We start from the raw sequence: 23,508 nt of genomic DNA on the forward strand, positions 1-23,508 counted from the left end.
GATGAACATCATAACAATGGATACAATTTATTATGTATTAGGTATCATCGTTGCATTTATCGCTGTTCGTATTGCATTTGATCGTGAACATCCAAACCGATTCGGTTCTAGTTTATTTTGGGCATTGTTTGCAGTTACATTTATATTCGGAAATGTAATCCCTTCGTTTTACGTTGGTTGTATTGTGCTCGCTATGGTCGTTTTAGCTTCATTAAATAAAGTAACAAAATCCAAGGAGAAAGAAGTACCAGTACAAGAACGTGTGAAACATGCAGAGAAATTAAAGAATAAAATTTTCATGCCTGCACTATTAATTCCTATTTTTACGATAATCGGTACGTTAACGTTAGGGAAAATTAAATGGGGAAATGTCGCACTTGTTGATCCTGATAAAGTAACATTAGTTGCATTAGCGTTAGGAGCATTACTCGCATTCGTTGCGGCGATGCGTATTACGAAATCCAAAATAACAACGCCTGTTCAAGAAGGAAGTAGGTTACTACAGGCTGTCGGTTGGGCAGTTATTTTACCACAAATGTTAGCTGCACTTGGTGGTATTTTCGCGAAGTCTGGCGTAGGGCAAGTCGTTTCGGAATTAGTCGGACAAGTGTTACCGACAGAGTATCCATTCGTTGCTGTTATGGCGTATTGTTTAGGAATGATGCTATTTACAGTCGTAATGGGGAATGCATTCGCAGCATTTGCCGTAATTACTGGAGGAATTGGCTTACCTTTAATTGTGCAAATGCACGGAGGAAACCCAGCAATTATGGCAGCACTAGGTATGTTTGCTGGATATTGCGGAACGCTGCTTACTCCAATGGCAGCAAACTTTAATATCGTACCTGCGATGCTTTTAGAATTGAAAGATAAAAATGCAGTCATTAAAGCACAAGTACCAATTGCTCTTTCCATTTTTATTATCAATATGTTTATTATGTACGGCCTTGTATATCGTTTCTAATTAGGAGAGTGAAACTATGAAAACAGTATTAGTAACAGGATTTGATCCGTTCGGGGGAGAAAGTATCAACCCAGCTTGGGAAGTCGCAAAAAGTTTGCATGAAAAAACAATCGGAGAGTACAAGATTATTAGTAAACAGGTTCCAACCGTATTTCATAAATCAATAAGAGTATTAAAAGAGTATATAGAAGAGTTGTCGCCTGAAATGATTATATGTATTGGACAAGCTGGGGGCAGACCAGATATTACGATAGAGCGTGTAGCAATTAATATTGATGATGCAAGAATTGCTGATAATGAAGGAAATCAGCCGGTGGATATGCCGGTTGTAGAAGAAGGACCTAATGCGTATTGGTCTACACTTCCGATGAAAGCAATCGTGAAAAAACTTCGTGAAGAAGGTATACCATCATCTGTTTCACAAACGGCAGGTACATTCGTTTGTAATCATTTATTCTATGGTCTCATGCACGAACTAGAGAAACATGATAAGAAAATAAAAGGTGGATTTATTCATATTCCGTTCTTACCAAAGCAAGCGAGCAATTATCCAGGTCAACCGAGTATGTCACTTTCTACTATTAGTAAAGGTATAGAATTGGCAATTGAGGTAGCGATGGAAGTTGAGGTGGATATTGTGGAAATTGGGGGTACGACGCATTAAATAATAGTAGATTAAAGAGGGCTGATGCAGCCCTCTTTTTGTTTTTGTATGAAGATGTAGTATAGAATACAAAGAGGGAGATTGTTGTAATAGGGCAGTCTAACATATACGGAATTGTTTCAAATAAAAGGAAACTTTTTAAATAGTTTCTTAATGATGTCGAATTTTCGTCTATATGAATGGATAAAAAGTTAAGTTCTGATAAACTCAAAGACATACAAAGTAATGATTTTAAAATGGTGTGATAAAAATATCACACCATTTTTATGTAAAACAAACAGAGTGAATTTTTTTCCATTAGTAAAGTATAACTGGGTAAGAGATAATCATCAGAATTGTTAATTGTACTATGATTTTTCAAAACTGATAAATTTAAATATAAGTACGGTAAGAATGCGATATTTATCTAACTTTTACAAAAAAGAGTAACCCATTTGGCTACTCTTCACATAGAAACTTGTATTTGTTCATTTCAATAAGAGACCGTTATTGAAGTCCCTTCATGAAATTTTGGATTTTTGATGATAATGTAAACAGCAGGATGCTAACTAAAATGGAGATAGCACCAATAATACCAAAGTAAATTGCTTCTGTTGCAGGATTATACAGTTTAACAACTTGGGCATTTATTGCTTGCGCAGACGCAGTTGATAAGAACCATAAGCTCATGGTTTGCGAAGAGAAAGCAGCTGGAGCCAGCTTCGTCGTTATTGATAACCCTGAAGGAGATAAACAAACTTCTCCAATTACAATTAAAAAGAAGCTAAGGACTAACCACATAGGATTCACTAAAGAGTGAGTACCGTTGATTAAAGCCGGAATAATCATAACTAAGAATGATAAACCTGCGAATAGCAATCCAATAGCGAATTTTTTTGCCGTTGAAGGCTGCTTCTTGCCTAACTTTATCCAAACCCATGCAAAAATCGGGGCAAGCGTTACGATAAAGATTGGACTTAATGATTGGAACCAAGCGGAATGCAATGTAATTCCATTGAACTGTAATTGAGTTCGTTGATCCGCGTATGTCGCTAAGATAATAGCACCTTGTTCTTGTATAGACCAAAATATTGTAGCTGCAATAAAGAGTGGTATATACGCAAGAAGACGAGATTGCTCTACTTTTGTTGTTTTAGGACTACGATACATATAAATGAAATAATAGGTTGGAATAACAATCCCTAAGATACTAATCAGGAATGTAAAACGATTTATAGTTAACAACCCAGTTGGAATTGTAACCACACCTAGCAATGTTAATACAACCAGACCAAAACTGAAATACTTAATAGTCTTTTTTCTTTCCGAATCTGATAATGGATTAGGTACTTGCGTACCGACTAGACCAAGGTTTTTCTGTTTTGTTCCAACAAATACCCCTAACCCAATTGCCATACCAATTGCCGCAACTCCAAAACCAAGGTGGAAATTATATTGCTGACCTAATGTTCCGACAACTAAAGGTGCAAGTAAGGCACCTAAGTTAATACCCATGTAGAATATACTGAACCCTGAGTCACGACGCGCATCTGTTTCACTGTATAAACTTCCTACGATATTCGATATGTTAGGCTTTAACAACCCTGTTCCTAGAACTAAGAAGACCATAGAGATAAATAATGCACTTTTACTACCCGGTAAAGCTAAAATAAGATGGCCAATCATAATTAAAACGCCACCAAAGAATACGGTTTTACTTGGACCAAATAAACGATCCGATATCCATCCACCGATAATACTAGACATGAACAGTAAGGAACCGTAAATTGCCATTATCGAGGTTGCGGTAGATTGTTCAATTCCTAATCCACCTTTTGCGACTGAATAGTACATATAATACAGTAAAATAGCTCTCATTCCGTAATGAGAAAACCTTTCCCAAAACTCAGTGAAGAATAAAGAGAATAATCCTTTTGGATGCCCAAAAAATCCTGTTTGAGGAATACTTTGAACAAGTTCGTTTTTTTCTTTCATAATGTTAATATTACCCCTTGTTAATTTTTTATATTATACAAGTATAACTTAAGGGGCTCCCAGTAGTCCATAACTATCTAAGCCCATCCATGAAGAAAAGCAGCCTTCTGGCTGCTTTCTAAATGAATTGAAAAATCGTCATTTGCTCATTAGACACACCTTTCACTGAATCTACCTCTAAACAATCCAGAATTGATTGTGAGAGTGCTTTAGCTACTAAGAATGCTACGTATATTGTTGACTTAATTGAACAGTAGTTATCTTTGAAACTTTAATTACACCCAAAAAAGTTGGGGGTTAATTCATGCAATGAAGTAAGTAAAATGAATTGTACAACACCTACTGTAAACAACTGGTATAATAAGTATAGGAATATACATAGAGGTGATTTTTGTGCAATATGAGGAAGTACGTTCGATATTAGAAAAAGCAAAGAAAATTACAGTGTTAACAGGTGCTGGTGCAAGCACAGAAAGTGGAATCCCTGATTTTCGCTCAGCAAATGGATTATATGCTGATGCGAATGTAGAGATGTATTTGTCGAGAGGCTATTATAATAGAAATCCGAAAGAGTTTTGGAAGCATTATAAAGAAATCTTTCAAATTAATACGTTTCATCAATATAAACCAAATCGCGGGCATCGCTTTTTAGCGGAGCTAGAAGAACAAGGGAAAGACATAACGATTTTAACGCAAAATATTGATGGTTTGCATCAAGTAGGTGGTAGTAAACATGTAATTGATTTACATGGAACACTTCAAACTGCGCATTGTCCGAAGTGTAAAACGGGATATGATTTACAATATATGATTGATCATGAAGTACCGCGTTGCGGGAAGTGTAATTTCATTCTAAACCCAGATGTTGTTTTATACGGAGATACGTTACCACAATATCAAAATGCGATAAAACGTTTATATGAAACAAATGTACTTCTCGTAATGGGAACGTCATTAAAAGTGCAACCTGTCGCTTCATTCCCAGAAATCGCAAAGAGAGAAGTAGGCGCAACAACAATTTTAGTAAATGAAGAGTTAACAGGGCAAGAATACAATTTTGATTTTGTTTTTCAAAATAAGATTGGTGAATTTGCCAAAGGGTTATCTTCGATTAAATAAGTTTTTGTTTTCGTAAAGAAACTGAGGTGAATGATGTCTACCTCAGTTTTTTTTGTATGAATTATATTCATGTTATTGCGTATAAGGGGAATGGTAATAAATAGGATGAGAAAATCAAAAACTGAAAATTAAATCTTTTATTTCTTTTGTAATTAATATAAAATTCTATATATAGCATATAAATAAATTTAATACATAATGATTTTTGCGCAGAAATGTTAATAGAATGAAGCGAGGGAGCAAAATGAGACAGAAAAAGGAGAAACAGAAACAGTCGAAAAAGAAAAAAACTCATATTCCTTTTCGGTTAAATGTACTATTTTTTATCGTTTTTCTTTTATTTTCAGCTATTATTATTCAATTAGGTAAAGTACAAATCATTGACGGAGAAACGTATCGAAATGAAGTGAATAAAAAGGAAGATGTAACGGTGAGTACTCCAGTTCCGAGAGGGAAGATGTTTGACCGGGAAGGGAAAGTTATTGTAAATAATAAACCGTTACGAACTGTTACATATACGAAGATGAAAGGAGTGGACTCAAAAGAGGTTTTAATAGTGGCAAGAAATTTAGCGCAGCTAATTGAAATGCCGCAAGAAGATATGGACAAGTTAACAGAGACAGATAAAAAAGACTTTTGGATGCAGTTAAACGAAAAACGTGCAGCAACAAAAGTAACGAAAGAAGATGAGAGTAAATTTAGGAAACAGGAAATAGAAGGGAAAGACTTAGATAAGAAAGTAGAAGAGTTGAGACGAGAAAGAATTACACAAGAAGAATTAAACGAGCTTTCGAAAGAGGATATAGAAGTACTAGCAATTAAAAGCAAAATGAATGCGGGATATAAAATGACGCCACAAATCGTCAAAAAAGATGTAAGTCAAAATGAATATGCAGTAGTGAGTGAAAGATTATCGAGCTTGCCAGGCGTAGATACGACTGTGGATTGGGAGCGCGAATATCCAAATGATAAAATACTACGTTCTGTACTTGGTAGTGTTTCTACTGAGAATGAGGGATTACCAAGGGAGCAATTAGACTATTATTTAGTACGAGATTATAACAGAAATGATCGTATTGGTAAGAGTTACATCGAAAAGCAATACGAAGATGTGTTACATGGAACGAAAGAACAGTCTAAAAATATTACTGATAAAGCTGGAAATATTATTCGGACTGAAAAAGTGACAAAAGGAAAAAGTGGAAATAATTTAATGTTAACAGTTGATATGGATTTACAGAAAAAGGTGGAGGAAAGTCTTGAAAGGAATTTAAGGGCATTTCATTCTTCTGAACCGATGATGGATCGTGCATTCGTCGTTATGATGAATCCGAAAAATGGTCAAATTCTATCATTAGCAGGAAAGAAAATTGTAAATAAAGATGGCGGGATGCAAATAGAAGACTACGCTTTAGGAACGATGATAAGTTCTTACGAGTTAGGATCAACGGTGAAAGGAGCTACGGTATTAGCAGGATATCAAACAGAAGCGATTAAGCCATATACGCATTTCTTTGATGCACCAATGTACTTTAAAGGAAGTTCGAAGCCGAAGAAATCGTGGAAAGACTTTGGAGATATTGATGATTTAAGAGCATTGCAAGTTTCATCCAATGTCTACATGTTTAATACGGCGTTAAAGATTGCGGGGATTGATTATGTACCAAATAATCCACTAGATATTAAACAAGAAGCGTTTAATAAAATGCGTTATTACTTTAGACAATTTGGTTTAGGTGTACCAACCGGTATTGACCTTCCAAATGAATCGATTGGTCAAATGGGTAGAACCGATAATATACCTGGTTTTTTACTTGACTATGCGATTGGGCAATATGATACATATACGCCGCTGCAGCTTGCGCAATATATGTCAACGATTGCAAATGGCGGTTACCGAATGAAACCACAAATTGTACAAGAAATTAGAGAGCAACCAAATAGACCAGAGGAAGTCGGGAAAGTTATGCAATCGATGGAACCAGTCGTGTTAAATCGAGTGGATATGGATCTTTCATATATAAATCATGTGAAAGAAGGGTTTAGAAGAGTTTTCCAAGAGGTAGATGGGACCGGTGCTGGAACTTTTAAAGGATTACCTTATAAACCGGCTGGGAAAACAGGGACAGCAGAAACAGTGTACGGTGGAGAAAGTGATATTGGAAGAGATGAAAACAACTATCGAAAAAAATGTTATAATTTAACTCTCGCCGGGTATGCGCCATATGATGCTGATCCGGAAGTTGCTTTTTCTGTTGTTGTGCCATGGGTAAATAATGATAAATCAGGTATTAATTCTGCAATTGGTAAAGAGGTTTTGGATGCATATTTTGATTTAAAAACGCAGAGATCGGGTGTAAGTCCAGTCCCAGTAACACAATAGCCGAGTAAGGCACAGTAAAAAATTCAAATTGTAGTATATCACTGCGCAAATGAACAGGTGCAGTGATATATTTTTGAGTTAAAAAGTGTTTTGATAAGGTGGGAATGGATATGAAAGAGGAGAATAAGAGAGGTTGGGGAAAGTACATACTATTTATATTTGTCCTAGTAGTAACGTACCAGTCTTTCATTTTATGTAAAGTGGAAGGAAAATCAATGCAGCCAACTTTACATGAAGAAGACTACGTATTTGTAAATAAAGCTGCGGTACATTTTTCTAGCTTACAGCACGGAGAAATCGTCATTATTAAGGAAGAGGATGAGTCGAAATATTATGTGAAACGCGTAATAGGACTTCCTGGTGACGTAATTAACATAACGAATGGAACTGTATACGTAAATGACAAAAAGCAAGAGGAACCTTATATAAATAAAGATTTATATAATAATACACAAGTGTTTTACAACTTTCAAAAGACAAAGATTCCGCCAAATAAGTTATTTGTAATGGGAGACAATCGTGAACAAAGTAAGGATAGTCGAAATGGCTTAGGGTATATTGAAGAAGATAATATAATAGGAAAAGTGGAATTTGTGTACTATCCTTTTTCGAAAATGAAAATACTAGACTAGTTTAGTCTAGTTATTTTATTTTCTTCAAAAAACCATTCGGATTAAATGATATGAAAAATTTATGCCTTGTCTCATCTACTATGAAATTATTATTTTTTGTTAAAAATTCTTCCACAGCTTCCATCGGACCAGGGCCCCAATCAGGAAGAATAGGATTTCCGTTAATACATGTATCCTCGACAATCATGTAGCTACCAGTAGTTACAATTGATTTATATAATTGCAGTTCTTTTAATACATGTTCTTTACTATGATCGGAATCTAAAATAACTAAAATAACATCGTCAGGTTTTCGCATACTTAAAATAGTTTGGACAGCACTTACAGAAACAGAAGAAGCTGTTAAATACGTAATCCGATTATGTGATGGGCGATTTGGTTGCGGCGTTATATCAATAGTAAGAACGTGACCTTTTCCTATTAAATCTAGAATAGAAGCTAAATAAAGTGCGCTACCACCATGGAAAGTCCCGCATTCAATAATTAAATCCGGTTGTAAGTCGTAAATAATTTCTTGATATAAGAAAAGGTCAGAGGGAAGTTTGCAAATGGGGACACCGAGCCAGTTTGTACCGTTTGGCCATACATTGCTATCATAAAAGCATTTTAAAAATTCATTTCCTATGTTATCGATGTTGAATTCTCCTTTCTCAAAAGGATTCTTTCGTTGGACGTAAAGTGTTTACGTATGAAAGTTGTACTGTATATTATGTGAGGAGCAATGACAAGGAGAGTGTTTTTACGTGGAAATGATAAGAATTCCTCATGTAGAAAATGAATTTCTTACAGAAGAGGATGTAAAAGAAAGGAAATGACGATATGTATAAGTACACAATTTGCTTCATTAGAAAAGGGGATAACATACTCCTTTTAAATAGAAACAAGAAGCCAACAATGGGAATGTGGAATGGCGTTGATGCTACTCCATGCTCATCAACTTAAAAATATTAACTATCCCAAGAGTAAAAAATGCTATCCCTTCTTTATATTCATACTAAAAGAATAGCGTTTTTTCATTATTTAAATATGATTTCATCTGAATTTAATGGAGATTTCTCCTACAAAAGTAGTAGAGTTTTTATTTGAATTTGCTACCTCAGTTAGATTTATTATATTCCAATTTCGATATAATAATAGTAACTAGGTATATCGGATATGGAGATACATTACAATGATTATACATACTTCAGATTTATAATTATAGTAACTACTCAACCCGTAGTTACCAATAAAGAAAGGAATAAGCAGAATGATACGGAACATATACGAAACTCATTTACATGTAAGAGATTTAGAAAAGGCTATAGATTTCTATCAAAATAAGTTGGGGTTAGCATTAGCAAGAAAACTCTCCAAAAGAAAAGTGGCTTTCTTTTGGGTAGGAGAAAGTAAAAAGCAAATGCTTGGACTATGGGAGGTACATAACAATGAAGCTTTTGAGATGAAACACTTTGCTTTTGGTGTAGATTTAGAATTTCTAAAGACTTCTAAAGTGTGGTTAGAGAATCGTGGAATAGAAGTGGTAGGGAGCCAAGGGAAGGGAAATCAAGAACCAATTGTCCAAAGATGGATGCCAGCTGCAAGTGTATACTTTCTGGATTGTGATGGAAATAAATTAGAGTTTATTTCTATGTTACATGATAATCCAGATGAATTAGAATATGCATCCTATTTAAGTGAATGGGATGCGGAACACCAAGAAAAATAAATGAGATTGTATCCCGGAATATTGTTGATTACACAAGGTCTATTCTGACAGAAGATGATACGGAGAAACGATATGAAAAACATCTCGTTTCACAATAGGAAAAGACACGTTAAAATACAAAGAAAAAGCCAAATTCCAATAAAGAATTTGGCTTTTTTGTAAGGAATGCTAATTCAAGTTTTACTCTACATAATTCGCTTTTATAATAAAACGATGTTGCTGCACATCAAAATATCCTTTTTGCAAGATGATTTCATGTATGCGATATAATTCCTCATAATACCTTTCTACTGTAAAATCAGGAATTTGCCACGGAATTGCTTTTAAGTAATAGGCAACAGCACCGACATCATAAAAACGCTGAAGAGGGAATTCTTCTTTCGCTTCTAAAATAGTAAATCCATTTTGTTCTAATTCACTACATGCCGTTTCGAGTGACCAACTTGAAAATTCGCTATTCAGCGGTGTGCCAAACTGCTCATTCAGTTCCGCACAATCAAGACCACCGACTTGTTGTGTAAGAAATGTTCCATTGATGGAAAGACTTCTTTTCACTTCAGAAGCAGAATAGGATTCATGTTGATTCACAATTAAATCAAACTGACCATCTTGAAATGGTAAAGCAGTATCATCAGTCACTTCTACGACTATAACTCCTAAAGGTTCTAATTTCTTTCGTGCAATTGGGACATTCGGAGCATAGCCCTCAGTCGCATAAATAGTTGACGGGAACGGTTGTAACATAGATAAAAACTCTCCGCCACCAGTCCCCATATCTAGCATTGATTTTGCACGTTGCATAAGCTGGAAAGCAGTGCTACCGTATGACCATGATAGGGGCTCGCTATTCATACGGCCAGTTTCTGAAATGAAAGAGAAATCCCAGCCACTAAAATTTGTATTAGCACTTTCTAAAAAAGTTAAAAATAATGGATCGCGTTTCATATTGTTGTCCTCCTATTTTTAAAAATGAGTGATATGATGAGAAAAAAGGGAGGACCTCTTATTAAAATGAAGCGGTTTTACGTTTCGTGTTCGAATAGATTCATATGAATTAGCTCCTTGCGAGAATGGTTATTTATATATTCGGGAGTATCGAGTGAAAATCCTTTGAAATTATAGGGGAAGGCAGTTGTTTAATGAAAAATTGGATGGAGTTTACAGACAAAGAGTACGACCAAATATGGGATAGGGTATATAGTGAACTTAAGTTTTCGCCAAGTGATTCTACATTCCCATCATTTAAGGTACCAAGTCCCTTTATAACATATGATATTTCTCATTGCTTTGGAGAATCGATAGATTTAAATGTATATGACGATCTGGAAGAAAAAGCATTACTAGTTTTTAAAGAGAATACAGTATCGAATGAATATATAATGGCAATTGATTGGCAACATGAATGTTACTGGGTAAATCCACGTTTAAAGTTCGATAGAAATGAATTTGATGAGTGGACAATCCCGATTTTTCCAAATGGAGATTACTATTTTTTTATTCAGAAGGACTTTAAGTGGGGCTATTTAGGGCATCCGTGGGAGGAGAGTATAACGATATTTGGAAAAGAATTAATAGAGAGCTTTGAACAACGTAAGCCAGAAATGTTTCAAAATATTTTAAGGCAGGGATAATGTTTTAAAGAGAAAAAACGCTTATACTTCATTTTTGAAGCATAAGCGTTTTTGTATAAAATACTTAAAAAGAAAAATCTTTTGGTAAAGTACCATTTTTTATCACCGTTCTTAATCCATGTTTCATAATCCAAGGATTAACAGGATGGTTTTTATCGAGTAATTGTTGCAACCATTGAAAAACGAGTTCGTTATCTTCTTTCGTAATATCATTAATGTGATTGGCTACAGATTTTTGAACATACTTAGAAGGGTCATTCATTAATGGCTCAAGAAGCTTTAAATTATTTCTGAAGTCACCTTTCAGAGCTCCTATTTTTTTTGCCCAAGGAAGTCTTGGTCTAGTACCTTCTGAAACTAATCTCCTGATGTGGCTGTTTTCATCACGTAACCATTGCTGCAATATGTCCAAGGTTCCTTCATGGTATTTTTCAAGATAAGGACGAATGGCATATTCAGCAGTATTTCTTTTTGTTATTTCATACATGGCATTGAATGAGGATTCAAAATCGTTAAGTCCATATTTTTCAACGTATTTTGCAATAGGCATGTACATGTATCCGTTTGTAAATGTGCCTACTTCTGTAGTATTTTCTGGTCCCAATGTTTTCAGTAATATATGTATTGCTTCATTAAAATCTTTTTGTAATGTATTGTGTAATTCATCTGCTATTACTTCTATACGTTGCTTTAACTCTAAATTTTCAACTTTACATGTCACGGTAGATACAAAGTTTCTTTTAGAGAAATTAGGATCGTGTTTACAAATAGAATCAGCTATTTTTTCTGCTAATTCTTCGCTGAATAAAAATTTTAATGGAACATATTTGCCCATTTTTTCACCCCATTGGTCGGATAAAAACAATGTTTATTTTTTAATCGACAATCCATACACCAAAGTCTCATTAGGAGTCGTAATACTAAAACCTGTCGTCTTATAATCAAGTTTTAATGTACCACCAGTGTAGTCTTTCGTGAATGAGTCCATTTGTACAATAAGCATTTCATCTTCATATACAACATCATCCGCATTATATGTATCCCAAATTAAATCAACATCAACGAAAATGCTACAAGAGTTTGTCATTGTCCCTCTAATGCGAATAATCTTTTTGTCTTCACGTTCTAATCTATGTATAGCAGCTTTTGCTTCATCAGTAATACGAATGTTCATGTGATCCCAACCTTTAAGTGTATTTACTTTATTATTGCAAAAAGATAAGAAATAGGGAAGTAAATGGAATTGTAATAAAAAAACGAGCAAACAATTTTGTTTGCTCGTTTTGCTATACTCTATTTCAGTTCACATTTATCAAGTGGAATGACTTTCGTTTTCTTAGTAAATTTATAGCCCAACCATAGTACTAAGAAGAGTGGTAAACCGATGTAAGAAACGAGTACACCGTTCCAGTCGATAGATGCTCCTGTAAATGCTCCGTAGTTTTGGCCTAAAATAACGATAACACAAAGTGCAAATGCAAAGATTGGACCGAACGGGAACCATTTCGCTTGATATGGTAAATCTTTCAAATCTTTCCCTTGTGCAATATAGGCTTTTCGGAAACGGTAATGACTAATAGCAATTCCTACCCAAGCAATAAATCCTGACATTCCAGAAGCATTTAATAACCAAATGTATACAACACCGTCACCGAATAAAGAAGCGATGAAAGCGACGCTACCAACTACTGATGTTGCGATTAATGCGTTAACAGGTACACCGCGGCTATCTAATTTTCCTAAGAATTTTGGTGCTTTTCCTTGGCGAGCTAAATCCCAAAGCATACGAGTTGATGCATACATTCCAGAGTTACCAGCAGAAAGTACTGCAGTTAAAATAACAGCGTTCATAACAGAAGCAGCGAAGGCAACGCCCGCTTTTTCAAATACAAGTGTAAATGGACTTACTGTAACATCACTTGCTGCAAGGCTTTCAGTCGTATAAGGAATTAATAAACCGATAACGAGAATTGCTAAAATGTAGAATAATATAATACGCCAAAAGATAGAACGAATTGCTTTTGGAATATTGCGTTCTGGATCAGCAGTTTCACCAGCAGCTACTCCTAATAATTCAGTTCCTTGGAATGAGAAACCAGCAGCCATAAATACACCGATAATTGCCATGATGCCGCCATTAAATGGTGCATCTGCAACAGTGAAGTTTTTAAAGCCGACAGCTTCGCCGCCCATAATTCCAAAAATCATCATAAAACCGACAATTAAAAAGATAATAATAGTAACTACTTTAATAAGTGCGAACCAATATTCAGATTCACCAAAACCTTTAACAGATAAATAGTTTAAGAGAAAAATAATAGCTAAACAAAGTCCACTCCAAATAAGAGAAGGGGTATCTGGGAACCAAAATTTCATAATTAATGTTACGGCTGCTAGTTCAGCAGCGATCGTAATTGCCCAGTTATACCAATAGTTCCATCCAAGTGCAAAGCCAAGTGATGGATCAACAAATTTTGTTGCATAAGTGCTAAAAGATCCAGTAACAGGCATGTAAGCTGCGAGTTCTGCTAAGCTTGTCATTAAAAAATAAACCATAATTCCAATTGCGGCATATGCGACTAATGCACCGCCAGGACCAGCTGAATGGATAACACCACCACTGGCAAGAAATAATCCGGTACCGATTGTACCACCGAGAGAAATCATCGTAAGGTGACGAGATTTTAATCCGCGTTTTAATTCACCTTGTCCTTGTGTAGTTTGCGTTTTAGAGGTAGATTGATTTGTTGCGCTATTCATGTTCAACACTCCTTTTCTTGTAGGTTAGGAAGGAGCGGGGGAGAAAAATACAAAAAACCGCCAAAGGAATTAGGCGGAACGTTTCACAAATAACCACCCCATCATACCCTTCCGTTAAGATAGCACACCACGTTTACACGGTAATTTTGTAAACGTGACAGTTCTGTTCCTTTCGGAGACAGCCCCAGCTCATATTTCCAGAGAAGAAATATAAACTTCGGCAACTTTTCCTTTCAAACGGAGTCAGTGACATTCGCTGTGTCTCGTCCATTTTACTTTTAAAAGTCGCAACCTCTACCTCATCGGATTGATGAGGATTTATATATTGCTAAGATATTTAATATATGGCAATTGTAATGACTTTCTGAATATATTGCAAGGAATTTTGTTAGGAAAAGTCAAAAAATATCGGTTATTGTATAGGAAACGCTTGCATAACTCCACCCGAACCTACTTTTATGTAACAATAAGCAAAGAAAAAATTGTTATACAAATGTTTCGCAAAAAATATTGAAAAACCCTTTAAAATTAAAAGAAAATTCAGAAAATATAATTCGACATAACTATTAAAAGGGGATTATTCCTTAAATTCGTTTCAAAGAATAAGTATAAATCCAATAAATAGAATGAATATTCTTTTTATTTCTGATAAAATTGAGGTATTGTTTAATTGAAAAGGGGATATCATTATGAAATTAGAAACGGAAAGATTACATATAGTACCGTGTACAGAAGAATGGATTCAAATTGCGAATAATCAAGGATACAATAGTGGCCCACATATTGTAGGGCATATAGAAAATGTGAAACGAGATGTGGCTTCATTACCGTGGGGACCGTGGTATGTTATTCGGAAAGAGGATGATGTTGTTCTAGGTGATATAGGATTTAAAGGGAAACCGAATGAGCAACATACAGTAGAAATTGGTTATGGATTTATTGAGAAATATTGGAATAAAGGGTATGCAACAGAAGCAGTTAGTGAATTAATGAAATGGGCTTTTCAAACAGGGGAAGTGGAAATGATTATAGCGGAGACACTCCTTGATAACTATAGCTCCATTCGTGTATTAGAGAAATTACATATGAAAAGAGTAAATAGTACTGAAACGATGGTCAATTGGAAAATAGAAAAATAAAAAATACCGCTCGAAGTAAATCGGGCGGTATTTTTTATGATTATGGCAACATTTGTTTTTGATCTGCCGGGTATCCAATTGTTGAATGTTTCGAATGGTTACGAACAGCAATAAAAATAGAGATAATAACGATAAGGCCAACTGCAACGTAAGAAAGTGTAATAATAGTTGGATCAACTTTAAATGATGTAAGTAATGTACGTATATTCGTAAAGATAATAAGTCCGCCAACGAGTACGCCAAGTAAATGAGAAGGAACGATGCGTACTAACCATGCGGCGATTGGTGCGGCAACAATACCACCAAGCATGAGGGCAAATACCCAAACCCAGCTTATTTGTTCCCAACCAAGTGAGATGAAAAAGCCGATTGTTGCAGCGAGTGAAACGGGAAATTCGCTCGTATCTACAGATCCAATAACTTTTCTAGCATCATTTCCTTTTGCAAGTAGAACAGGTGTCGTAATAGGTCCCCAGCCACCACCGCCAGTTGAATCAACGAATCCTGCGAACAGACCGAGTGGTACAAGTTGTTTAGCAGACATACGCTTATTTGAAGAAACAATTTGTTTTTGAATGATGAATCGTAATAAAATATAAACCCCTAAAGTAAATAAAAATAAGGAAATGTACGGTTTAATTACATCGCCAGGTAAATTACTTAAAAAACATGCCCCAATAAATGCGCCAATTGCCCCTGGTAATGTAAGTCTGGAAGCTGTATATTTATCAACGTTTCCAAATTTGATATGAGATGCACCAGAAGCGGCGGTTGTAACGACTTCAGCTAAATGAACTGATGCGGAAGCTACAGCTGGTGCGATACCAAACATTAATAATAGTGAGGTAGACGTTACCCCGTACGCCATACCAAGTGCACCATCGATCAATTGAGCGAAAAATCCAATAATAGCAAAGACAATTAATTTCTGCATAAATAATCCCCCTGTAATAATAAATGAAAAAGACACTTTTCCCGTATGAGAAAAGTGCCTTTGGTTTTTCCAATCAGCAATAATTAAATTTGTTTCATTATAATACATATTAATCGTATAAATCAACTTGGTTTTAAAGTTTTTTGAATTGAACGAAAGAAAAATAAAATATACAATAAAAGGATGGAGAGAAAGGGGAGAAAGACTATGTTAGCATTTGATCATCTCGTTCACGCAGTACATTGTACACCGGAGGAAGCGGCAAAACAAATGCAGGAGCATGAATTTCATACTGCATTAGGCGGAGAGCATACGACTTGGGGTACTTGGAATAGTTTATGTTATTTTGATTTATCATATATAGAATTTTTAGCAGTTCAGCATGAAGAAAAAGCGAAAGAAGCGGAAAATCCATTAGTACAAGAAACAGTGGTGAAATTAAAAAATGGAGAAGGGATGCTACAAATCGCAATTCGAACAGATGCAATTGAAGAACTAGCAGTTAAATTTAATAAGCACGGCTTACATACGATAGGACCATTTGAAGGGAAACGGATGAGAAAAGATGGTCGGCTTTTAGAATGGAAAATGTTATTTGTAAAGCAAGAAGAGAATAGACCGAAATTACCATTCTTTATACAGTGGAATGAAACGGATGAAGAAAGAAGAAACGATTTACGTAAAATAGGGACGATTACTGAACATAAAAATAAAGTACAACAAATTGAAACGATTCATTACGCGGTGAAAAATGTTCGAGAAACAGTGCGGAAATGGAAAGAAGTAATGGGGCTAACTGCAAATTCAATCATACAAAATGAAGAATGGAATGCTGAGTGTCAAAGTATATCGTTTGGTGATGTTCATGTGCAGTTTTGTGAACCAGTTGGAGAAGGACTAGTACTAGAACGTTTGAAGCATCATGGCGAATATCCATTTGCAGTGGAGTTTAAAGGGGAAAATAAACGAGAGTATGAAGTGTTAGGTAGTTTGTTCGTATATTGATAGAGGTGAGTGTGTAGAAGAGATATTAAGAGAGATAGAAAGAAAACTAGAGTGGTCACGTATTGTAAAATGTACAGCAATTACAAAAGGTTTTTCACACGAAGAGAAGTATAAAATTGACCTAGAGAATCGAGAAACTTATTTTGTAAAAGTGTGTGATTCTTCTAATTATGAACGAAAACAAGAAGAATATATGTATATGAAAAAATTGGAGTTATTACATATTCCAACGCCGAAGTTAATTCATTTCATAAAACTTGAGGAATTAAATAAATGTGTTCAAGTATTTGAATGGGTCCAAGGTGTAAATGGAGAAGAGAGCTTAAGCAAGCTATCGGTGGAAGAACAGTATAATGCAGGAAGAAAAGCAGGGGAAATATTAAAGAGAATTCACTCGATAGAAAGAGAAAGTGCAAGTAATAAATGGGAAATATTTAGGTGGAATAAGTATGAAAGGTACATAGAGGCATTAGCAGATTATGAGGTGAATTTTCTCGATATGAAGCCAGTATTAACCTTTGTAGAAAATCATAAAGACTTATTGAAAAATCGGCCTATCACATTTTTACACGATGACTTCCATCCAGCAAATAGTATGATTCATAATAATGAATTTATCGTTATCGATTTTGGTGGATATGATTTTGGCGATCCAATACACGATTTTTATAACGTAGCGATTTTTACTACAAGAATAAGCAAACCATTTGCGGTTGGACAAGTTTACGGTTATTGCGGAGGTGAACCGTCAATCCATTTTTGGAAACTGTATTCATTATATGCAGCGATGACATTCCCAGCGGATATCGTATGGACAAACCGAAGCACGCCACACTTAGTAGATGATATGAAAGAGAGATTGAACCGAATTATAGAAGATCATAATCATTTTTCATCTTATATTCCAAAATGGTATCAATCACAACATGCGGATATAATAAACAATAAATAACGGAGGGATTCATTTGGATAAAATTGCGGTAATTTCAGACATACATGGTAATATTCCGGCATTAGAATCTGTACTAAAAGATATTAAATTAAGAGGAATTGAACGTATTATTTGTCTTGGAGATTTAGTAGGAAAAGGTCCTCATTCTAGCGAAGTAATTGAAATCGTTCGTAAAGAATGTGAAGGAACCGTAATGGGAAATTGGGATGATTTCATTACAAAACCGACTGAATTTGAAGCGTTAAAATGGCATCAAAAACAACTGTCAGAAGAACAAAATGAGTATTTAAGAAGCTTACCATTTTCAATTGAATTTTTTATGAGCGGCAAACTCATTCGTATGTTCCACGCTTCACCGAGAAGTTTGTATGAAAGAATTCAACCACACGCTTCAAGAGAAGAGCGTGTTAGTATGTTCGAAAATAGTGAGTTGACAGAGAATATAGAAGGGGAAAGAAAACCAGATGTCGTTTGCTACGGTGACGTTCATCAAGCATACGTTCAAAATTTCAGAGGGAAAACGTTATGTAATGCTGGTAGTGTAGGAAATCCTCTTGAAATTACACAAGCTTCCTATTTAATTTTTGAAGGAACTTACAATGAAAAAGAAGCAGCGAGCTTTTCCATTCAACTCGTACGAGTACCATATGATATTGAATTAGCCATCCGACTAGCTGAGGAGCTTGATATGCCAGAAATTGAAGAATACAAGCAAGAATTACGGACTGCTTTATATCGAGGTTTTAAGGGGAAATAAGGAAAATATAAATCAATAAAAATATATCTATCATAACTTAAAATATATCAACGATTTTTTCGATATATCGACGATTCGACAAAGGATATCGATTTACCGACAAATAGTGACATAAATTCTTACTCATAATAATGTTATGTAAACTAATTGTAGGAGGAAATATCATGAACCGAAAACAACGAATCAAAGAAATTGCAGATCACATTTTCAAATTAAACTTGACCCATCCAACAAGAGTTGGTGTAAGCGGTATTACAGCGTCGGGAAAAACAACATTTGCAAACGAATTAGCAGAGGAAATGAAAAAGCTCGGAGTTCCAGTAACACGCGCCAGCATCGACGATCTTCATAATCCGAGAGCAATTCGATACGTGCAAGGAAAAGAATCGGCAAGAGGGTATTACGAAGATGCACACGATTATACAGCTTTCAAAGAAAGGTTATTAAAGCCTTTAGGACCAGACGGGAATTTACAATATGAAACAATTTCTCATAATTTAAAAACGGATATGCCTGTACATAATGAGCCGTTAAGGGCCCAGCACAATATGGTACTAATAGTAGATGGAACGTTTCTATTGAAAAAAGACGTTGCACATTTATTTGACTATAAAATTTTCGTAGATACAGATTTTGAGACTGCGAGAAAACGTGGTGCAAAGCGCGAGACTGAGGCTTTTGGAAGTTATGAAAAAGCTGAGAAAATGTTTTTAAACAGATATCATGCGGCCTGTAAAATGTATATAGATGAGCATAATCCCAAAAGTTATGCGGATGTTGTATTTCGGAATAGTGATTTAGCAAATCCAGAAGTTGTATTTCATGAAAGAACGTAATACATAGTCAGAAATATATGTATAACCTTATATTTGTTGTTATAATTCTTGTATAATGAAATTAATTTTATGAAGTGAACAACAGGGGATAAGGTAATTAAAAAACGTAAAAAGGGTAACTAACTGTTACGATTTATTTAACCAATTATAACCAAAGTTAATTAAATATATCAGTAAGCCCTGCTAGTCAAGTGATTGGTTAGTAGTGAGGGTTAACTGCGGGCAATCCCTAAAGCTGATTGAACTACAGCGTGGCTAGAAATGGCGAGCGTGAATGTCGCGAAAGCAGAAAAAATCAATCAGATGGTGCAAGGTTAAATCCTAAACACTAGAACAATGGGTCTTCCGCCTCGAATCATCTAAGTCAAAATGGATAAGATGAACGTTCAACGACTATCTCGGATAACTGACGAGAGTACATCACAAGCCTATGGTGGTGGAAAAATCCTCTATCTCTAAGTAGATAAACATATAGTCTGCGCTCATGTGAAAACATGAGAAGTTCATAAGAGAACTGGCTAAGGAATTGCGCCCTTAGTTGAACAAGATAAATTTTATTGAATCTATCAAACTTTATTGAATTTATCGAACGTACGTGCTATGTTTGGTTCAATGAGGTGAGAATAATAATGAAATTTTCACGAGTTAGTCAAGTATCGGAATTAACAGGTTTGTATCCTGGTAGTCTCAGGAGAATGCTGGTGGAACACGCTACGATTCAGAAGAACAAATCTTTCATTAAAGAAGTTAAATTCTGATGATATTAGCGAAGAAAGTCAGACTGGTTCCAACGCCTGAACAAGAAAAAGTGCTTAGAAACCATGCTGGAGCTGCAAGATTTGCTTATAACTATTGTAAAAGAATGAGTGATAGATACTATAAGCTATTTGGAAAATCTGTTTCACAGTTAGCTTTACAGAAACGATTTACAAAGATCAAGAAGCGAAAGCAATATGAGTGGTTAAAAAATATCAACGCACAAGTTCCCAAACAGGCTTCAAAAGATTTTGACAAGGCGCGAAAAAATTCGTTCGAAAAGTACCAAAATGGTTATCACACTTCTTATAAATCCAAAAAAGATTTAATCCAAGGATTTTATGCCAATTATGAAAGGCTGATTATAGGAAAGAGAGTAGTTCATATTCAGTCTATTGGAGAAGTGAAAACAAGCCAACAACTACCAAGAAACAAAAAACCATCCAATCCAAGAGTTACATTTGATGGTCGTCACTGGTGGATGAGTGTAGGATTCCAAGAAGACTTTGAATTACAAGAACTAACCGATGAGTCGATTGGTGTGGATGTTGGTTTAAAAGAGCTGTTTGTAGCTTCTAATGGTATGAAAGAACGAAATATAAACAAAGATGCTAAGGTTAAAAAACTTTTGAAAAGGAAAAAGTCAGCGCAAAGAGATATGTCTAGGAGATTTAAAAAAGGTGTGAAATTTCAATCTGCCGGATATGAAAAAGCTAAAACTGAGCACCTTCGGTTATCTAGGAAAATTACGAATATCCGAAATAACCATATCCATCAAGCAACAGCTAAATTGGTGAAAACCAAGCCAATGAGGATTGTTGTGGAAGACTTATCTATCTCAAACCTGTTAAAAAACAAAAAACTATCGAAAGCATTTTCATTTCAAAAATTAAACTTCTTCTTTCAATGTTTGTCATACAAGTGCGAGAAGTATGGCATTGAGTATGTAAAAGCTGATAAATGGTTCGCCTCAAGCAAGATTTGTTCATGTTGCGGAGTAAAATACGACCATTCAGTTCAACCAGAAGGACAGTGGAGTTTAAAAATACGTGAGTGGCGTTGTGCTTCATGTAATAGCCACCACGATAGAGATTTAAATGCGTCGATAAATTTATCAAGATGGGTAAAATAAATGCTTGATAATAGGAGGTAACGATACTGCCTCGTGTGGAGTGTTATACCCCTCGTCCCTTTGGGGCTGCGAGAACACGATGAAGCACTAACTTGTGTAAATTTGATTGAATTGTATAGATTTAGTTAAGTTTATCGTATCGGGACAGGGAATATAATGACAGAAGTACTAGAACTAAAAGAAGAATTACAACAAATTCAAAATAATAATTATGCTGTGCCAGAAGACGTAGACGCATATCCATACGCACAGTGGATGCTAGATTATATCGGATCACCTGATGCTGAATTACGTGATGATTTGATTTATAGTACGCTTCACAAATGGATTACAAATGATGTATTTAGACAAAAAGAATTACGAGGATTAATGTTACAAGCGATTAGTCCTGATTATTTATTTTATAAAATTGGTGAAAAGGGCACAGACTCTGTATTTAAACGTGCGTTCTCCGTATTAATTCCGCCGCTTATTTTATCTGTTCATGAAAGAGAACCACTGTTATCTGAAGAACAACTGTATAGTGTAGCAGAACAAGTTCTGGAATATGTATATTTAGAAGAAGATGTAAGGGGTTACGTAGAAGGAAAAGGCTGGGCACATTCTACTGCACATGCGGCAGATGCACTAGATGCTTTAGCACGTACAATACAAAATCGTGAGTTTTCATATGCAATCCTTGCTGCTGTTCGTCAAAAAGTTCGTATGAGTGACTACGTATACATACACTTTGAGGATGAGAGATTAGTAACGCCAATTATGTCGTTACGTAATCAAAATCTTTTAACTGAAGAAGAGTGGAGCAACTGGCTACATAGTATAGCAACTGTTGAAGACATCCGACATCCTCAGCAAGCTATTTTAGTACAAAATATTAGAACTTTCTTAAGAAGTTTTTATTTTAGAGTTTTAGAGACAGAGGGTAGTACAGCCTTTACAGATGATATATTGGAGACTTTGAAGGATTTGCGTAGGTATTAAAAAAGCATTTGAATTAGAATATATGATTCAAAACTTATAATAAATAAAAATACATTTTGTTAAGAGAAAAGTACATAAAACTAATACCTTCCAAACATACTAATAAAATGTGTTGGAGGTGAAATTTATGGACAAAAAAGACTTTCAAAAAGTTTATAATGATTACTTACATCAAGGAGAAGAGCAAGCTCAATTTGAAGTAGACAATGAAGTCAATTCAGGAGCAGAACAAATTGTTGCCGTTCGTAAAAATGATGATGGGGATTTAATTGCTTTTAAAACATGTAGTGGAAGAGAGTTAGATTATATTACTGCTCTTGATGAAGCGAAATCAGGGAAGTTAGCTCATGTGGACGTATTTCATAAGTATGGTAGGGATATTATACGTAGTGAACCGGATGGTATAAAGGAAAATAACTTAGATAATTTACCTTCATTTTAAACGGGTAAACCTCAAGAAGAGAATGTTCATTTGGATATTCTCTTCTTTTTTATAAAGCTTTCCCTACAAATAGAAGGTTCATTTCTAAAGTGCAATCATACTTTTAAAGAGTGCTCTAAACTTCTCTTTATCTTCAGCTGTAAATGGTTTTGGTCCCTTTGTACGCTTACCGCTTTTTCGAACCATTGCACTTAAATACCGTGTTTGTAATAGTTGTTCAATGTTTTCATTCGTATACTTATAGCCTTTATGGTGTAGAACGATACAGCCTTTTGCTAAAGCTAGTGAAGCAAGACCATAATCTTGTGTTACGATTAAATCTTCTTTTTTGGCTAACTGCATTATTCGGTAATCCGCAGCATCTGCTCCGGAATCAACATAAATTGTTTCCACACCTGTTGGCTGCTTAGCATTAGAATAATGAGAGAAGCTAGTAACGAGGATAACAGGAATTTCGGCATTCGTAGCTTCATAAATAATCACATCTTTTACAGGACAAGCATCTGCATCAACGTAAATCTTCATTTTATCACTCCTATAAAGTGAAACTTTAATCAGTGGGGGTTTTGTTCATCCCTCACTGATTATTAGTTGAACCAATCGGGCGTTTACGGGCAGTTGATCTCCCACCTAACTTCTTTGTTCCAGCTGAATTTTGAGGTGGGAGTTTTACTGCCCGTTAATGCGGGATAAATAGGTTCGTGTTGATAATAATGGTAGATTTAGGTTTTGTCAAACG

At 35.2% G+C, this 23,508-nt stretch carries 24 protein-coding genes, 1 pseudogene and 1 riboswitch; of the genes and pseudogenes, 17 read left to right on the plus strand and 8 right to left on the minus strand.

The features are described 5' to 3' along the window. Window position 1: 1 nt before the first annotated feature. On the plus strand, window positions 2-964 hold the full coding sequence (locus tag ABH959_RS17390; RefSeq protein WP_113935810.1) for a DUF979 domain-containing protein: 963 nt from the start codon (window positions 2-4) through the stop codon (window positions 962-964). Between the two features lie 16 nt (window positions 965-980). Next, complete coding sequence (gene pcp, locus ABH959_RS17395) at window positions 981-1,628, plus strand: pyroglutamyl-peptidase I (RefSeq protein WP_113935809.1); 648 nt, start codon at window positions 981-983, stop codon at window positions 1,626-1,628. Between the two features lie 486 nt (window positions 1,629-2,114). Here pcp and ABH959_RS17400 read toward each other — a convergent pair whose 3' ends face one another. After that, window positions 2,115-3,602 (minus strand): peptide MFS transporter, encoded by a 1,488-nt coding sequence (locus tag ABH959_RS17400; RefSeq protein WP_113935808.1) that lies wholly within the window; start codon window positions 3,600-3,602, stop codon window positions 2,115-2,117. Window positions 3,603-3,995: 393 nt separating this feature from the next. On the opposite strand from ABH959_RS17400, the gene ABH959_RS17405 reads away from it, so the two are divergent. From ABH959_RS17405 to lepB, 3 genes are all read left to right on the plus strand, one after another. Further along, complete coding sequence (locus ABH959_RS17405) at window positions 3,996-4,721, plus strand: NAD-dependent protein deacylase (RefSeq protein WP_113935807.1); 726 nt, start codon at window positions 3,996-3,998, stop codon at window positions 4,719-4,721. A 226-nt stretch (window positions 4,722-4,947) separates the two neighbouring features. After that, complete coding sequence (locus tag ABH959_RS17410; protein ID WP_181777886.1) at window positions 4,948-7,104, plus strand: peptidoglycan D,D-transpeptidase FtsI family protein; 2,157 nt, start codon at window positions 4,948-4,950, stop codon at window positions 7,102-7,104. A 110-nt stretch (window positions 7,105-7,214) separates the two neighbouring features. After that, window positions 7,215-7,736, plus strand: coding sequence for a signal peptidase I (gene lepB, locus ABH959_RS17415; RefSeq protein ID WP_113935805.1), 522 nt, complete (start codon window positions 7,215-7,217; stop codon window positions 7,734-7,736). 10 nt (window positions 7,737-7,746) lie between these two features. On the opposite strand, the gene ABH959_RS17420 is transcribed toward lepB, so the two are convergent. Continuing rightward, entirely contained in the window at window positions 7,747-8,370 is a 624-nt protein-coding gene (locus tag ABH959_RS17420; protein WP_404493012.1) for a cephalosporin hydroxylase family protein, read from the minus strand. 185 nt (window positions 8,371-8,555) lie between these two features. Between ABH959_RS17420 and ABH959_RS17425 the strand changes: the two are divergent. Next, window positions 8,556-8,651: pseudogene (locus ABH959_RS17425) on the plus strand (NUDIX hydrolase); the annotation flags it as partial. A gap of 334 nt (window positions 8,652-8,985) precedes the next feature. Further along, window positions 8,986-9,444 (plus strand): VOC family protein, encoded by a 459-nt coding sequence (locus ABH959_RS17430; protein ID WP_113935802.1) that lies wholly within the window; start codon window positions 8,986-8,988, stop codon window positions 9,442-9,444. Window positions 9,445-9,624: 180 nt separating this feature from the next. Here the strand turns inward: ABH959_RS17430 and ABH959_RS17435 are convergent, their stop codons facing one another. Continuing rightward, window positions 9,625-10,389 (minus strand): class I SAM-dependent methyltransferase, encoded by a 765-nt coding sequence (locus ABH959_RS17435; RefSeq protein ID WP_113935801.1) that lies wholly within the window; start codon window positions 10,387-10,389, stop codon window positions 9,625-9,627. A 194-nt stretch (window positions 10,390-10,583) separates the two neighbouring features. Between ABH959_RS17435 and ABH959_RS17440 the strand changes: the two genes are divergently transcribed. Beyond that, window positions 10,584-11,075 (plus strand): DUF2716 domain-containing protein, encoded by a 492-nt coding sequence (locus ABH959_RS17440; protein ID WP_113935800.1) that lies wholly within the window; start codon window positions 10,584-10,586, stop codon window positions 11,073-11,075. 64 nt (window positions 11,076-11,139) lie between these two features. Here ABH959_RS17440 and ABH959_RS17445 read toward each other — a convergent pair whose 3' ends face one another. From ABH959_RS17445 to ABH959_RS17455, 3 genes are all read right to left on the minus strand, one after another. Continuing rightward, complete coding sequence (locus ABH959_RS17445; RefSeq protein ID WP_113935799.1) at window positions 11,140-11,910, minus strand: DNA alkylation repair protein; 771 nt, start codon at window positions 11,908-11,910, stop codon at window positions 11,140-11,142. A gap of 33 nt (window positions 11,911-11,943) precedes the next feature. After that, on the minus strand, window positions 11,944-12,249 hold the full coding sequence (locus tag ABH959_RS17450; RefSeq protein ID WP_113935798.1) for an iron-sulfur cluster biosynthesis family protein: 306 nt from the start codon (window positions 12,247-12,249) through the stop codon (window positions 11,944-11,946). A 119-nt stretch (window positions 12,250-12,368) separates the two neighbouring features. Further along, window positions 12,369-13,835, minus strand: coding sequence for an amino acid permease (locus ABH959_RS17455; RefSeq protein ID WP_113935797.1), 1,467 nt, complete (start codon window positions 13,833-13,835; stop codon window positions 12,369-12,371). Between the two features lie 112 nt (window positions 13,836-13,947). Next, window positions 13,948-14,140: riboswitch (Lysine riboswitch) on the minus strand. A 384-nt stretch (window positions 14,141-14,524) separates the two neighbouring features. Between ABH959_RS17455 and ABH959_RS17460 the strand changes: the two genes are divergently transcribed. Then, complete coding sequence (locus ABH959_RS17460) at window positions 14,525-14,974, plus strand: GNAT family N-acetyltransferase (protein ID WP_113935796.1); 450 nt, start codon at window positions 14,525-14,527, stop codon at window positions 14,972-14,974. A 40-nt stretch (window positions 14,975-15,014) separates the two neighbouring features. Here ABH959_RS17460 and ABH959_RS17465 read toward each other — a convergent pair whose 3' ends face one another. Then, entirely contained in the window at window positions 15,015-15,908 is an 894-nt protein-coding gene (locus tag ABH959_RS17465) for a sulfite exporter TauE/SafE family protein (RefSeq protein WP_113935795.1), read from the minus strand. A gap of 207 nt (window positions 15,909-16,115) precedes the next feature. Here ABH959_RS17465 and ABH959_RS17470 point away from each other — a divergent pair, with 207 nt between their 5' ends. The 8 genes from ABH959_RS17470 to ABH959_RS17505 all read left to right on the plus strand — a co-directional run bounded on the left by ABH959_RS17470 (window position 16,116) and on the right by ABH959_RS17505 (window position 22,769). Then, window positions 16,116-16,913, plus strand: coding sequence for a VOC family protein (locus ABH959_RS17470; protein ID WP_113935794.1), 798 nt, complete (start codon window positions 16,116-16,118; stop codon window positions 16,911-16,913). Beyond that, entirely contained in the window at window positions 16,909-17,865 is a 957-nt protein-coding gene (locus ABH959_RS17475; protein WP_113935793.1) for an aminoglycoside phosphotransferase family protein, read from the plus strand. The genes ABH959_RS17470 and ABH959_RS17475 overlap by 5 nt, the downstream gene beginning before the upstream one ends. Window positions 17,866-17,878: 13 nt before the next feature. Then, window positions 17,879-18,622, plus strand: a complete 744-nt coding sequence (locus tag ABH959_RS17480; RefSeq protein ID WP_113935792.1) for a metallophosphoesterase family protein — start codon at window positions 17,879-17,881, stop codon at window positions 18,620-18,622. A 164-nt stretch (window positions 18,623-18,786) separates the two neighbouring features. Continuing rightward, a complete protein-coding gene (locus tag ABH959_RS17485; RefSeq protein ID WP_404492975.1) occupies window positions 18,787-19,458 on the plus strand; it encodes a nucleoside/nucleotide kinase family protein in 672 nt (223 codons plus the stop codon). A 629-nt stretch (window positions 19,459-20,087) separates the two neighbouring features. Next, window positions 20,088-20,216 carry a hypothetical protein gene (locus tag ABH959_RS17490; protein WP_257475345.1) on the plus strand — a complete coding sequence of 43 codons (129 nt, stop codon included), beginning with the start codon at window positions 20,088-20,090 and terminating at the stop codon, window positions 20,214-20,216. Further along, complete coding sequence (locus ABH959_RS17495; RefSeq protein WP_404492976.1) at window positions 20,216-21,346, plus strand: RNA-guided endonuclease InsQ/TnpB family protein; 1,131 nt, start codon at window positions 20,216-20,218, stop codon at window positions 21,344-21,346. Before ABH959_RS17490 ends, ABH959_RS17495 begins: the two co-directional genes overlap by 1 nt. Window positions 21,347-21,502: 156 nt before the next feature. Beyond that, window positions 21,503-22,327: a DUF2785 domain-containing protein gene (locus ABH959_RS17500; protein WP_113937622.1), complete on the plus strand. Its 825-nt coding sequence runs from the start codon at window positions 21,503-21,505 to the stop codon at window positions 22,325-22,327. A gap of 127 nt (window positions 22,328-22,454) precedes the next feature. Then, the gene (locus ABH959_RS17505) at window positions 22,455-22,769 is read left to right on the plus strand and encodes a DUF3892 domain-containing protein (RefSeq protein ID WP_113937621.1); all 315 of its coding nucleotides are present in this window, start codon (window positions 22,455-22,457) and stop codon (window positions 22,767-22,769) included. An 84-nt stretch (window positions 22,770-22,853) separates the two neighbouring features. On the opposite strand, the gene ABH959_RS17510 is transcribed toward ABH959_RS17505, so the two are convergent. Beyond that, window positions 22,854-23,294 carry a YaiI/YqxD family protein gene (locus ABH959_RS17510; RefSeq protein WP_404492977.1) on the minus strand — a complete coding sequence of 147 codons (441 nt, stop codon included), beginning with the start codon at window positions 23,292-23,294 and terminating at the stop codon, window positions 22,854-22,856. Window positions 23,295-23,508 lie beyond the last annotated feature (214 nt).

This window comes from Bacillus sp. RC51 (genome assembly GCF_044908115.1).
In the GTDB taxonomy this organism is placed as follows: domain Bacteria; phylum Bacillota; class Bacilli; order Bacillales; family Bacillaceae_G; genus Bacillus_A; species Bacillus_A mycoides.